Below are 12,163 nucleotides of genomic sequence, written 5' to 3'. Positions count from 1 at the left end.
TTGAGCGGTCATGCCGGTTTCTCCTGCGCGACAGGATGAATGAGCGTCGCGACCTCGCCGCGCGCGAGGTCGAGCGCCTGATCACTGCCACCGGCGTCAGCCCCACCGAGGCGCGCGAACACTGCCTGATCCTGGTGATGTTTCGCCATGGGCTGCGGGTGTAGAAGGTCTGCGGGCGGAAGCTGCACCCGATCGACGTCGAGAGCCGCGTGCTGCTCTTACCCCGGCTCAAAAAGGGACGGTCGACGACACAGCCAGTGAGGGGTATCACGACCGACGTGAAACCGGTCGCACCGCGACGACATGGAACGGGTGTGTCTTCCTGGAGCGTTCTTCAGGAAGAGATCCCTGAAGGCTGGCATTCTCTTCGCTTAAACCCGTCGATCGTCGCAAAGCCGACATGCAAGTCCAGGACAGGGTCCGCTCACCATGCTCCATGGCCCGTGAGGTGGGGACGCATCGGCCGGGGTGCAGCGCACCGCGCCAGAATGCTTTTCCAGCCATTGCGGGCGGCAATGGCCTCGCCCAGGATGTCCAGATACTCGCCGGTCTCCACCCGGTCGTCGGCCGGCATCGGCCCGCGAGCGTAGTCGGCGAGCAGTTGCTGCCGCGCCCTCAGCCCGCTACCGAGTTCCAGGATACGGCCATAGGTCTCGCAGGCGTAGGCGAAGGTCTCGCGCCTGGCATAATCGATCTCCAGCAGCCATTCCTTCACCCGGGTCTGGCGCAGGCCGATCGATTCACGCTTGCAGTTGTGAAAGACATGCGCGGCCTCGTGGACCAGATAGTCGTCGAAGCGACCCGCCTCCCTGAAGTATTCGCCCGACACGTAGCACGTCGTTTCCTCGCTCAAGCCCACGATCCTCGGCGCATCGTCGGCAAGCAGTGCGGCATCGATGCTCGCGAGATAGAGGTTGGCCAGCTTCCACGCCGTGTTCAGGGAGGACACCCGTTCGAGCACCCCCTCAATGGTCGTCGGCGTCACAAAGACGATCGAGCCACAGAGCACGTCAAGCACGAGCGCCTGCTCATGGCGCGGGAACAGGCCCTGGACCATCGGCGCGAGCTTCGTGCGAACGAACGCCGCGCCGCTCTGCTCGGACGGCACCGTACCGCGCCGGCGGCGTGGGCGGCGGCTGCGCACAGCCTCGATCAGCGCCGCGCGAAGCGCTTTTTCGCCGTATCGGACACGATCGCAAAAGGCCTCCCCGGGCCATGCCGAGTAACGCATCTCGACGTTTCCGCTGCGAAGGTAGCGATCGACCTCCTGTTCCGGGGCTTCGTGCATGGGTTCTACCGAGATGGCGGCGTACGCGGACCGCGGCGCAGTGACAGCCGGGCACAGGCTGATTTGCCCAATCCGACATCACGGAGACGCTGCAGCATGCCGGGTGACGGCGTCCAGCCTCCACCCCGCGCAACGAAGTGCGTTGCGGCGTCGACGACGGACGCACTACGATCGAACGTGCCGCTCAGCGCCGCCAGACCCAGATCAGCACGCGCCCGCTGGTGACGCTCGAATGCGCCCGGGTCGAGGCATCCGGACGCATCGAAGGTGAGGACATGACAGGACATCCAGGCAACATCAATCGGCTGACGGTTCTCAAGCTGGACCAGCATGTCGATCATACGTATCCGCGCACCGGAAAATTGGCGTACCGGGTGGCCGCCAGGATCACGAAGCATGCGCTCAAACAGTGCGCCCGGCAGCCGATACAGCCGATCAGCCTGATCCAGCAGGAACATGCGAGTCGAGAGCGCCATCGGGCAAGAATATCATCCCGGTACAGCGAGCATCAGGCGCAGGCAAGTGCGGGAATCGTGCAAGGGACAAGTGAGCACGCGAAAGCCGTGGACTGGGTCCGGCCATGTCCGGCCGCCCGTCCCCTCGCCGAATCGGTTCGTCGAGCTGCGGCTGCCAAACGATGCCGGCCGCCTGCCATTTCACTGCGCCAGCGGCAGGATGGACGGATGAGCACGCAAACGATCCATAGCGACGCATAGCCGGGGCGAGCGCCATCCGCGGCCCCTTCATCATTGGCCGACCCGGTGGCTGGTCCGTCACGCTCAGGCTCGGCCGGGTGGAAAAGCATCTCGGCACCCGGTGCACCGACAAGCCCAGGACGTGGCGCAGCCTGGATACTGGCATGGCTTACCTGCACAACGAGCTGCACATCGTTCGCGTCGACCTGCTCGACGCCCCGCAAGACAGCGAGGGCGACATGAGCCGCCGGCCGCGCCAGGATGCAGCCCAGCAGATGCAGCGTGTCCACGAAGCCGCTGCGTATGACGCTTGGTTCCGCGCACAGGTCCGGGCGACTATCGATGGTCCTCGCCCGAGCGTGCCCGATGACGCAGCTCGCACCCACTTCGCGCCCCGGAAGACCGCGCTGCGCCAGCGCGGGCCGTGACGCGGCTTGTCCAGCGGCCGACGGCGTTGGCCGACCGCGACGCCATCATGGATGACGTCGCCGGGGACAATCCGGCTGTCGCGGTCGAACTCGATGATGCGTTCGAGGAAAAGGCCGAACTCGCCCGGCAGCGCCCGGCCCTGAACCGGGCGGGGGAGAACGCCTGGCACCTGTGAATTCGCGGTGCGGCCAAACGATTCCATCGTCTGTCGCACCGAAGACGACGGCAACACGGTGGCCATGCGGCGCGTTGTCGATGCGCCGCAGCGGGAATCGTCAGCGCCACAATCGATCGCGGCACCGGGGCGTGGCGGAAGAGGCGGTGACGTCAGACGGACGGACGCTGGCATGACCACCCCGCTCGGCGCGCGTTTCCCGCGCCATGTCGCGGCATTGCAGCGCCCGTTCGTCGTGCGACTCGAGCCGCGGGGAGACCGACGGGCCAAGGCTCGAGGCCTCGTCCGGGACGATCCCGACGACGTCGGTGCCGGCGCTTGAGGTCGCCAAACTGGCGCCCGAGCGACGGTCTCCAATCACGAGAACGTGCCGAAGGGGGTCGCCTGCACGGTGACGCGGGGACTGTCCCGACTGTCCGAAACGGCAATGCTCGCTTCGAAGAGCCTGCGGGACTGGGTGCCCTGCACGGCATCCACCCGGTACTGAATCTCCTTGAGCCGAAGCGTGCGTGGATGCGTTGTCGTCGCGGTGGTCAGCCAAAGCTCGACGCCAGGCGGTTTGTGGGCGAGCAATTCACGGACGTGGCGCTCAATGCCCAGGCGCTGATACTGCTGATTGACGGCCTCCGGCGCATACCTGATCGCGTTCGGGCTTTCGAAGCCCGTGCCTGCGCCTTGGCTATGGGCTCGTTGCCACCCGGGCAGGCCGACTTCCAGACCTGGAAACATCTGCTTTTCGAAGTCCTGGCGGGTGACACCGGGCCGCAGGCGACTCTGAATCACGATGGCCCCAAGTGCATCACGAAACGTGCGTTCAGCAAACTGCATGAGTTCCTCCTTTCGCGTCGGGGCCTTCGGTTCGCCAACCGCGCCGGCGCAGTGGATGATGACGGGTCAGCTAACGCCAGCGCGCGGACCGCTGCAGGGTGTCATAGGCGTCGAAGCCGATTGCATCCATCATCATTATGGAATGCGGTGTGGCGCTCTGCTTCAAGCCGAAGGTTCTGCAGCACCTTGCCACCCTATACAGGTGACAAAGACGCCTCGCCGGTGACAGTGGCCGTACCGCGACTCGGGGCCCATGACCCCGATCGCACCACGAACGCCTGATGCCGGCCCACGCTCTTGACTCGGCGGTGGTGGGGCAAACCTGTGCGCGATCCGATCAATGCGGGGCACGGCGCAGCGCTTGGGTAGAATCCGGTCATGCTCAAATCGGAACTGCACGATCGCCTTGCCGAGCGCTTCCCCCAACTGACCGGGAAGAAGGCCTTCGAGGCGTCGGTATTCTGCTCGATGCCCTGCAGACGGCGCTGGCCGCCGGCGGCAGGGTCGAGATTCGGGGATTCGGGGATTCGGGGATTCGGGGATTCGGCAGCTTCAGTGTCAGTCGCGGGCCCGCCAGATCGGGGCGCAATCCCAGAACGGGAGCAGCGGCGTCGGTCCCGGCGAAATGGCGGCCACACTTCAAGCCGGACAAGGCATTGCGGGAAGGCGTTGAACGCCGTGTCCCGACCACACGTCACCAGGGTTGCGCCGGACGACACCGTGGACGCCCGTCGAGCGCGTTTCGCGGCGTCCGCGAGCTTCGCGGCATCCAAGGTACTCCTCGGCCTCGGCCTCGGGATCGCCTGGCGGCTCACCGCCGCCGACTGCGCGGAAGGATGAGATGAGCCCGACCACGAGGCCTGTGAACGCCGGGGAAACCTCAGTGCCTGCCGGGAGCCGACCCACGGCCGACTACGCGGACCTGGCCCGGCAACTCGAAGCGACAGGCGATTTCAAGGTACTGCGACGCTTCGAGCCCGCTCCGTGCTACGCCCCGCTCGAGGGCGTGGATCCGCAACAGTTGCGCGTCGCGATGGTGGTGGACACGGAGACCACGGGTCTGAGCAAGGACGACGACCGGATCATCGACCTCGGGTATGTGCTGGCCGAGTTCCATCCCCGAACCGGCCTCGTGCATCGCGTTCTGGAGCGTTACAGCGGCTTTGAGGATCCGGGCCGGCCGATTCCGGCGAACATCACCGAACTCACCGGGATTCGCGATGCGGACGTCGCCGGGCAGGTGTTCGATGCGGTGCGTGTCGAGGCGGCGATCGCACGCGCCCACCTGGTGATCGCCCACAATGCGCCGTTCGACCGGGGGTTTCTGGAAGCGCGGTTCCCCTCATTCATGAACAAGTGGTGGGCGTGCTCACAGCGTGAAGCACCCTGGCAGGCCATGATGACCGGTTCGACGAAACTCGAATGGCTCGCCTACCGGCTCGGCAGCGTGTTCTATGGCGCGCACCGGGCGCTCGTGGACGCGGAAGTGCTGCTGTATCTGCTGACCCGATCGGGGCCCGAGGCGCGCACGATCCTCTCGCACATCCTCGAGCGCAGCGGCCGCCGGACCTACTGCGTGTGGGCCGAGCACGCACCCTTCGAGATGAAGGATCGGCTGAAGATGGACAAGGGGTATTCCTGGAGTGACGGCACCAGTCCGCAAAAGCCCATCAAGGCCTGGTACAAGGCGGGCGTGGAGGATCTGGCGGGCGAACTGGCCATGCTGGGCCGCGACATCTATCCGCGCGCCGCACAGGTGACGGTCGACACGGTCACCGGCCGCGAGCGCTACACGGACCGCTACCTGTCGCGCGAGAAAATGCCGGTCGGCCCCGCCGCCTGAGCCTTCAACCGCAGCTGCGCTTGAGCTGGGTGGCGTCGGTCACAAACGGATTGCCCCGGCCCTGCCAGCGCACGATCCGCCGGTTGCGCTCGCGCTCCCAGTCATCGATGGGATAGCGCCTGGCCCAGGCGCACATCAACTTCCTGTCCTGATCGCTGAGGTGCAGACCGTATGTCTGATACATGTAGAGCGTGATTCGCGCAGCCCGGCCCCGGACACCTTCTCGCGGCTGGACCCGCTTCAGCTTGAAGTCGACCACCGTGGGACAGGCGCCGTACATCGGCGCCGGGTCTCGTTCCCACATGCTGTACGCAAAGTTGCTGCGGTCGGCGTTTACTTCGCCCACGGCGGGCACCAGGTTGTTGAGGTCGCCCTCGGCGATCTGGAACACCGGATCCATTTCGGTGCAGCGCTGCCGTCCGCCGTCCTGCCAGCACTGCCGCTGGTGTCCGATCGTCCAGGCCGGCACCACATGTTCCCACTCGATGCGACTGGCCCGCGTCAGGTTCCTGCGGGGAACGTAGCCACAGCTCGCAAAATCGACGGCCGTCCCCACGTAGCTACAGCCGCAGTAGAAATCCTGCTCCATCCCCGCGAAGACGTACGGAAGCACCTTCTTGGCGTTGGCGAAGCTGCGGTGGCCGACCGTCGTTTTGCCGGTGACGAGATAGAAGGGTACGTCGGCCGTCGGCGCCGGCAGCGGGGACGGTCTCGATGACCTCTGATCGACAACGGGGTCGTGGATGAAGGCCGCATTGCAGCCGGCCAGCATGAGGCTGACCAACAAGAGGATGGCGCGCATGAACACGAATCGGCCTGCCGGTTGTACAGGTCGTGGGGATGAGGAACTTGGAAGGGGAAGGATTGCGACGGGCGGCCAAGGCCCGTCACGGGTGATTGGTCACGGCAGCCGGCCGAACCCGAGCGGCACCTTGGGCTTGCTGTCCTGTTTCGGCGGCTTACCCAGCGTCCGCAGTGACTGCACGATCGTGCTCGCCTTAGCGTCACTGGCAAGTGTAATGTTCAGCAGGATCTGGATCGGTTCGGGAATCTCCCTACCACCTTCGGACTCGTAGCGGCTACCGGCGCTCTGGGTGGCACCGAACAGTCCCCAGAAATCGGCCTGAACCAGGCCCAGTGCCTTGCGACGTGCCTTCACTTCGGCACCGGTGTAGACATGCAGCTTCATCGTCTCCCCGGAAAATGGAAAACGCATATCCTACAGCACTCGGTTCCATCGCCGCAGCCCATCGGCGCCTACCGCCTTCACGCACGGGGCCTCCCGAGTTCGACAGTTACGCCGAAATCAATTTCTGCTGATCGGCCTTATGTGGAGCTCCACATAAGGCCGAGGTGCCGCCTGTTGTCGGTGGCATGAGACTGAATCTCGGCCTTAGCTGACGCCGACCCACCGTGCACATTCGGGCGACAATGTGTCGGTGACCTGTCGTTCAGGGTTAGGACGATGGCAGTGCAGCGTAAGGTGGCCTTCGCTCGACCGCACCTGACCTGACGTGCCCTCAGGGTTGTATTACGTGCATCTGGCCGACAGGGCGAGCCCGCCTCAGGGATAAAGACTGCCTTCGCTGCTCGATGACATGATTGCACGTGGGCCCCTGCAATTCGGCGGCAACGTAATCCGCGCTGTGCCCTTGCTTGGGTACAGCGGGGCCAGCTTCGTCGCCGCCTAAAGGCGGACGGGGCTGCCATGCGCGCAGACGAAGCAGCTCACCCCAACAACGACGCCGGCTGATTGACGAATCCGTCAAGGAATACGTTGACGATCATGCTCGCCAATTCCGCCGGGCCAATCGATCCCGCTGGCTTGTACCAGACGTGGATCCAGTTAGTCATCCCGAAAAACAACATCGCTACCACAGTGGATTTTCGTCGCGGGATCGTCAACTCCGGCCGCAATTCGGACAACAACCCGACGACGAGATCGATGATCCGGTTCTGGATTGCAGCCGTGTCACGCAGCGCAACGACGCTGAGATGCCGCGTCTGGGTGAGCAGCACGGTGATTTCCTGCGGCGTACGGATGTACTCCTCGACGAGCGTCGTCGCCAGCGCGTCAAGTCGCGCACGTGGCGATGCCATCGGTTCGACCGCTGCCTCGACCTTGGCGGTGAGGTCAGAAATCTTCCATGCGATCAGCTCATGGAGGATCGCATCCTTCGACGGGTAGTAGTGGTAGAGGGACGACTTCTTGGTCCCGCAGCGCTCGGCGATGTCGTCGAGTAAGGTCTCGTTGTAACCGTGCTCGGCAAACAGCACTGCCGCAGCACGGAGGATCTGTCGCTGGCGGTCTTCGAAGTCAGGTGCGCGAGTGCGGGCCATAGAGGTTTCGGGTGGAGTTGATCATGCGCGGGTTGGTGCATGGTAAGCGAGGCCGCCTCATCCGCGCGACGCGCGCGCCGCCGCACGTCGATCGTCCTCCACGTGCCGGATTGACGGTCTCTCAGCCAGGCGCTCGAGATAGCCTGGCACCGCCGGCAGCCATGCGGGTATCGGGTTCGCACCGGTAACGCGCTTGAGGGCCATGGCCACGGTGTTCAGGTGCACCCAGGCGACGCTGTCCGCGTGAGTGAATGACTCGCCGCACAGATGCGGCTCGAACTGCGCGCAACGCGCCAGCGTGGAGATGCCTGAGGCGATGGTTTCAACGGCCCGTTCCACGGTTTCGCATGCTAGCTCCTTGCCCCAGAACGCCGCGGGATAGAGCGCGCGCGCCGGCGCCTCGACATACAGCTCGAGGTACTGGATCAACTCCCGACAACGCGCACGCCTGTAGGCATCGTCGGGATACAGGCTGACACCGGGGCGGACGTCCTCAAGGTACTCAAGGATGGCCTGGGATTCGTGGATCGGGCCCTCCGTGGTCACGAGGAAAGGGATCTTTCCACTCGGGGAGCCGGACCCTGGCCAGCTGCCGCTGTTGGGTAGGTGAGCGTGCTCGGTGAACGCAAAGCCCATCTCGAGCAACGCGATCTTGACCTTGTTGTAGTAGTTGCTGAGCGGGGTTCCGTGCAGTTGCAGTAGCTGATCCATGACCTCATCCCTTTCCACGCGTTCCGACGAACGGCCGCCGGAAATAAATCGACTCGCGAGTTGACTTATATCAAAAATTCTCCAATAGTTCGACCCACAAGACGGTTTATCAATCGGATGAAACCGGAACTATTGAACACGAGGAGCCGGAGACGTGATTCAAATCCAGGAAAAGTGGATCCGTACTTTTGAGACGATCTTTCGCCGCTGCAAGGTCGAGCCGGGCGAGGTCGTCCGCATCCTCTCCGAGACGGACAGCCGACAGATCAATCTGAAGCTGGCCGAACTGGCGCTTGCGCGGATGGGCGCGATCCCGGTCCATATTGGCGTGCCCTCGCTACCGGTGACGACGCCGGTTCCGGTGCGCTCGACCGGCGCCTCGCACGTGATCCAGCAAATGCGTCCGGTGATGCAGGCGCTGTCGGGCGAAGGTCTGGTGGTCGACCTGACGGTGGAAGGCCTGCTCCACGCCCCCGAACTCGGCGAAATCCTCGCGAGCGGCGCGCGCGTGATGATGATCAGCAACGAGCATCCCGAGATCCTCGAGCGCCTGACCACCGACGCGGACCTGACGAAGTCGATCAAGAACGGCGTACGCATGCTGGCCAAGGCGAGCGAAATGCACGTCACCTCGGAGGCCGGCACCGATCTTCGCATCGTGCTGACCGGTGCCAAGCCGGCCGGCGTGTGGGGCGGGGCCGACCGTCCAGGCCTGGTGCAGCACTGGCCGGGCGGTATCTGCCTCGCCTTTCCGGCGAAGGGCTCGGTCAACGGCACGCTGGTGCTCGACACCGGCGACGTGAACCTGACCTTCAAGCGCTATCTGGAAAGCCCGGTGACGCTGCGCATCGAGGACGACTACGTGCGCAAGATCGAGGGCCGCAGCCTCGACGCCGAACTGATGCGCAGCTATATGGCGGCGTGGAACGACCCCGATGCCTACGCCGTCAGCCACGTCGGCTGGGGCATGAACCCCGGCGCGCGCTGGGATGCGCTGCAGATGTTCGACAAGGCCGACACCAACGGCACCGAGCTGCGCGCCTTCGCCGGCAACTTCTTGTACTCCACCGGCGCCAACGACAACGCCGGCCGCCACAGCCTGGGCCATTTCGACCTGCCCTTGCGCAACTGCAGCGTGTCGTTGGACGGCGTGCAGATCGTCGATCGTGGCCAGCTCTGTCCCGTATTCGAATGAGCGCCGCCTTGGTTCCTTCCTGGCTCGCCAGCGGTCACGGCGGAACGCCTCTGGTGCTGCTGCACGGTATGGGCTCCACCGCCAGCATCTGGCTGCCGCAGCTCGAACATTTCGGCCGTGAACGCCTGACGGTGGCTTGGACCATGCCCGGCTACGGCCACTCGCCAGCCGCGGCCGACATCGACTGGGCGGACCTGGCAGACGCGCTGGAAGCGATGCGTGTGGCACTGCGCATCGAGCGCATGCATCTGCTCGGCCATTCAATCGGCGGCATGGTGGCGCAGGAGTACATCCACCGTCATCCGCAGCGCGTCGCGAGCCTGATCCTGTCGGCCACCACCGCTGGTTTCGGCAATCCGGACCTGACGTGGCAGCAGGAATTCGTTCGTTTGCGGGCCGAGCCGCTGGCAAACGTCGCCCGTTTCGGTGACGCGGCGCCGGAGTTGCTGCGCAAGTTCGTCGGCGCCGACACCCGCCCGCAAATGTTCAGGCTCGCTGAGCTTTCGGCCGACGGCGTCGTCAAGTCGCAGTACCTGCACTACATGCGCCTGCTTACCACCTTCGATCGCAAGGCCGCGCTGTCCGACATCGCTGTGCCGACCCTGCTGATGGCGGGCGAGCTCGACCAGCAGGCGCCAGTGAAGGCCATGCGTCGCATGGCCGAGCACCTGAGGCAGGTCGAGTTGCACGAATTCGCACACATCAACCACATGGCGAATATCGAATCGCCGGACCGCTTCAACCACACCGTCGCAGCCTTCCTCGCCGCGGCCGAACAGGACAAGTAGGAGACCCGCATGGACAGCAGCTACCTGATCAAGTACGCCAAGTCGGCCGACGCCAACACGATGTTCGACGGCGCGCCGCTCACCGATCTGCAGCGCGAGCTGCTCGCGAGGGTCGACCAGTACGGCGTGGCCTGGGCCGAGCGTGCGTTCAAGCACGACCGCGAAGCCAGCTTCCCAACCGCGAACTACGAAGACCTCAAGGAGATGGGCTTCCTCGGCCTGTGCGTACCCAAGCGCCTGGGGGGGATCGGTGCCGACTACCGCACCTACGCGCTGGTCGCATCGCGCATCTCGTACTATTGCAGCACCACTGCAAACACCTTCAACATGCACAACGCCAACGCGCTGTGGACCGCCGACATGGTGGACGCGCTGGAGCTGACGCCCGAGCAGCGGGAAAGCCACGAGCACAACCGCGCGTTGCACTACGGCCACATGCTCGCCGGCAAGATCTACGCCCAGCCCTTCTCCGAGGGCAGCGGCGCCGCCGCCGGCAAGCACCCCTTCGGCACCAGCGCGCACAAGACCGCCGACGGCTGGGTGCTCAACGGCAAGAAGATCTTCGCATCGCTGTCCGGCCACGCCGACTACTACGGCGTGCTGTGTACCGAGGACGTCGCCGAGCCGACCCGCGCCCACACCATGTTCATGGCGGTGCCAGCCAATGCTCCCGGTGTGTCGGTCGTGGGCGACTGGGATCCATTGGGCATGCGTGGCACCGTGTCGCGCACGCTGCTGCTGAAGAACGTGGTGGTGCCCGACACCGCGCAGCTGATGCCGCAGGGCGTCTACATCCAGGCCGCCAGCCAGTACCCGCACATGTTCATGACGCTCACCCCCTGCTACATGGGCCTGGCGCAGGCGGCGTACGACTTCGCCGTCGCCTATCTGCGCGCCGAAGTGTCGGACGTTAATGTGAAGCGCCGCATGTATCCGACGAAGCAATTCGGTGTCGCCGAGATGTACGTCAAGCTGCAGCAGGCCTGGGCCTTGTTCCACCGCGTCACCTCGGAGTTCAAGCGCAACCCATCGCGCACCGAGCGCATGCGCGCCTACGCCTGCCAGTACACGATCATGGAATACAGCGCCGAGATCTGTTCGGCCGCGGTCAAGGTGTGTGGCGGACAGGCGATGCTGAAGAATTTTCCGCTCGAACGCATGTTCCGCGACAGCCGCTGCGGCTCGCTCATGCTGCCCTGGACAGCGGAAATCTGTCTCGACCGCATAGGCCACGGCGTGCTGTACGAGGAAGGCGAGCGCGACGACTGAGAGGGCCCGAAGGTCGATCCCGAAACACAGTGGAGGTCCAACATGTCCGAAACCGTCCTATCTGCTCCGCCGCCCGCCATACCCACGGCGGACGCTCCCAAACCGGAACTTCGCCGGGCCTTCGGCCGCTATCCCACCGGCGTCGCCGTGATCACGACGGTGGACGAGGATGGCGTACCTTACGGGCTCACGGTGAACTCTTTCGCCAGCGTCTCGATGCAGCCTCCAATGGTGTCGTGGAACGTGATTCGCGGCTCCAAAGCCCATGCCATCTTTGGCACTGCTCAGCGCTTCGTCGTGAATGTGCTGGCCGAACACCAGCGCGAGATCGCACAGCAGATGGCACGCCCATTGGCTGACAGGTTTGACGGTGTGTGCTACCACCGGTCTGCGGCGGGCCTCCCTGTTCTCGAAGACACGATCGCCAGCTTCGAGTGTTCGCTCGACTCGCTTGTGAGTGCCGGCGATCACGAAATCGTGCTCGGACTCGTTGACCATTTTTGCCACCGTGACGGCGCGCCGCTGGCCTACTGGAATGGAGGATATGCGGTAGCGCGCAGCCATGACGCCGCTGCACAGCGCCTAACCTGACCCGCAACAAC

At 64.7% G+C, this 12,163-nt stretch carries 17 protein-coding genes and 1 pseudogene; 11 read left to right on the top strand and 7 right to left on the bottom strand.

Going from position 1 to position 12,163, the window contains the following annotated elements; all coding sequences use genetic code 11:
* The first annotated feature begins 35 nt into the window (after nucleotides 1-35).
* Entirely contained in the window at nucleotides 36-164 is a 129-nt protein-coding gene (locus GH664_RS09500; RefSeq protein ID WP_255424921.1) for a hypothetical protein, read from the top strand.
* A 260-nt stretch (nucleotides 165-424) separates the two neighbouring features.
* Here the strand turns inward: GH664_RS09500 and GH664_RS09495 are convergent, their stop codons facing one another.
* Both GH664_RS09495 and GH664_RS09490 read right to left on the bottom strand, forming a co-directional pair.
* Entirely contained in the window at nucleotides 425-1,288 is an 864-nt protein-coding gene (locus GH664_RS09495; protein WP_096453128.1) for a hypothetical protein, read from the bottom strand.
* Nucleotides 1,289-1,293: 5 nt separating this feature from the next.
* The gene (locus GH664_RS09490; RefSeq protein WP_153167886.1) at nucleotides 1,294-1,746 is read right to left on the bottom strand and encodes a hypothetical protein; all 453 of its coding nucleotides are present in this window, start codon (nucleotides 1,744-1,746) and stop codon (nucleotides 1,294-1,296) included.
* Nucleotides 1,747-2,147: 401 nt separating this feature from the next.
* Between GH664_RS09490 and GH664_RS09485 the strand changes: the two genes are divergently transcribed.
* The 3 genes from GH664_RS09485 (at nucleotide 2,148) to GH664_RS09475 (ending at nucleotide 2,909) form a co-directional block, all read left to right on the top strand.
* The gene (locus GH664_RS09485; RefSeq protein WP_096453126.1) at nucleotides 2,148-2,411 is read left to right on the top strand and encodes a hypothetical protein; all 264 of its coding nucleotides are present in this window, start codon (nucleotides 2,148-2,150) and stop codon (nucleotides 2,409-2,411) included.
* Nucleotides 2,408-2,587: a hypothetical protein gene (locus tag GH664_RS09480; protein ID WP_194270373.1), complete on the top strand. Its 180-nt coding sequence runs from the start codon at nucleotides 2,408-2,410 to the stop codon at nucleotides 2,585-2,587. The genes GH664_RS09485 and GH664_RS09480 overlap by 4 nt, the downstream gene beginning before the upstream one ends.
* A gap of 172 nt (nucleotides 2,588-2,759) precedes the next feature.
* Nucleotides 2,760-2,909, top strand: a complete 150-nt coding sequence (locus tag GH664_RS09475; RefSeq protein ID WP_157748705.1) for a hypothetical protein — start codon at nucleotides 2,760-2,762, stop codon at nucleotides 2,907-2,909.
* 35 nt (nucleotides 2,910-2,944) lie between these two features.
* Here GH664_RS09475 and GH664_RS09470 read toward each other — a convergent pair whose 3' ends face one another.
* On the bottom strand, nucleotides 2,945-3,415 hold the full coding sequence (locus tag GH664_RS09470) for a polymorphic toxin type 4 domain-containing protein (protein ID WP_153167885.1): 471 nt from the start codon (nucleotides 3,413-3,415) through the stop codon (nucleotides 2,945-2,947).
* A 281-nt stretch (nucleotides 3,416-3,696) separates the two neighbouring features.
* Between GH664_RS09470 and GH664_RS09465 the strand changes: the two are divergent.
* From GH664_RS09465 to GH664_RS09455, 3 genes and pseudogenes are all read left to right on the top strand, one after another.
* Nucleotides 3,697-4,026 (top strand): annotated as a pseudogene (locus GH664_RS09465) (HU family DNA-binding protein); the annotation flags it as partial.
* A gap of 67 nt (nucleotides 4,027-4,093) precedes the next feature.
* Entirely contained in the window at nucleotides 4,094-4,255 is a 162-nt protein-coding gene (locus tag GH664_RS09460; protein WP_228111459.1) for a hypothetical protein, read from the top strand.
* A gap of 43 nt (nucleotides 4,256-4,298) precedes the next feature.
* Nucleotides 4,299-5,258 carry a 3'-5' exonuclease gene (locus tag GH664_RS09455; protein WP_256219464.1) on the top strand — a complete coding sequence of 320 codons (960 nt, stop codon included), beginning with the start codon at nucleotides 4,299-4,301 and terminating at the stop codon, nucleotides 5,256-5,258.
* Between the two features lie 4 nt (nucleotides 5,259-5,262).
* Here GH664_RS09455 and GH664_RS09450 read toward each other — a convergent pair whose 3' ends face one another.
* From GH664_RS09450 to GH664_RS09435, 4 genes are all read right to left on the bottom strand, one after another.
* Nucleotides 5,263-6,060, bottom strand: coding sequence for an endonuclease (locus GH664_RS09450; protein WP_153167884.1), 798 nt, complete (start codon nucleotides 6,058-6,060; stop codon nucleotides 5,263-5,265).
* A gap of 99 nt (nucleotides 6,061-6,159) precedes the next feature.
* A complete protein-coding gene (locus tag GH664_RS09445; RefSeq protein ID WP_194270372.1) occupies nucleotides 6,160-6,447 on the bottom strand; it encodes a DNA-binding transcriptional regulator in 288 nt (95 codons plus the stop codon).
* 539 nt (nucleotides 6,448-6,986) lie between these two features.
* Entirely contained in the window at nucleotides 6,987-7,598 is a 612-nt protein-coding gene (locus GH664_RS09440; RefSeq protein ID WP_153167883.1) for a TetR/AcrR family transcriptional regulator, read from the bottom strand.
* Nucleotides 7,599-7,655: 57 nt separating this feature from the next.
* Nucleotides 7,656-8,309: a glutathione S-transferase family protein gene (locus GH664_RS09435; protein ID WP_153167882.1), complete on the bottom strand. Its 654-nt coding sequence runs from the start codon at nucleotides 8,307-8,309 to the stop codon at nucleotides 7,656-7,658.
* A 154-nt stretch (nucleotides 8,310-8,463) separates the two neighbouring features.
* On the opposite strand from GH664_RS09435, the gene GH664_RS09430 reads away from it, so the two are divergent.
* The 4 genes from GH664_RS09430 to GH664_RS09415 are packed head-to-tail and all read left to right on the top strand — an operon-like array spanning nucleotide 8,464 to nucleotide 12,152.
* Nucleotides 8,464-9,504, top strand: coding sequence for a peptidase M29 (locus GH664_RS09430; protein ID WP_194270371.1), 1,041 nt, complete (start codon nucleotides 8,464-8,466; stop codon nucleotides 9,502-9,504).
* Complete coding sequence (locus GH664_RS09425) at nucleotides 9,501-10,292, top strand: alpha/beta fold hydrolase (protein WP_153167881.1); 792 nt, start codon at nucleotides 9,501-9,503, stop codon at nucleotides 10,290-10,292. Before GH664_RS09430 ends, GH664_RS09425 begins: the two co-directional genes overlap by 4 nt.
* 9 nt (nucleotides 10,293-10,301) lie before the next feature.
* Nucleotides 10,302-11,561 carry an acyl-CoA dehydrogenase family protein gene (locus tag GH664_RS09420; protein WP_228111450.1) on the top strand — a complete coding sequence of 420 codons (1,260 nt, stop codon included), beginning with the start codon at nucleotides 10,302-10,304 and terminating at the stop codon, nucleotides 11,559-11,561.
* A 42-nt stretch (nucleotides 11,562-11,603) separates the two neighbouring features.
* A complete protein-coding gene (locus GH664_RS09415) occupies nucleotides 11,604-12,152 on the top strand; it encodes a flavin reductase family protein (protein WP_153167880.1) in 549 nt (182 codons plus the stop codon).
* Nucleotides 12,153-12,163 lie beyond the last annotated feature (11 nt).

This window comes from Thauera sp. 2A1, assembly GCF_009469595.2.
GTDB lineage: Bacteria > Pseudomonadota > Gammaproteobacteria > Burkholderiales > Rhodocyclaceae > Thauera.
This window is presented reverse-complemented; position numbering and strand designations above follow the sequence as displayed.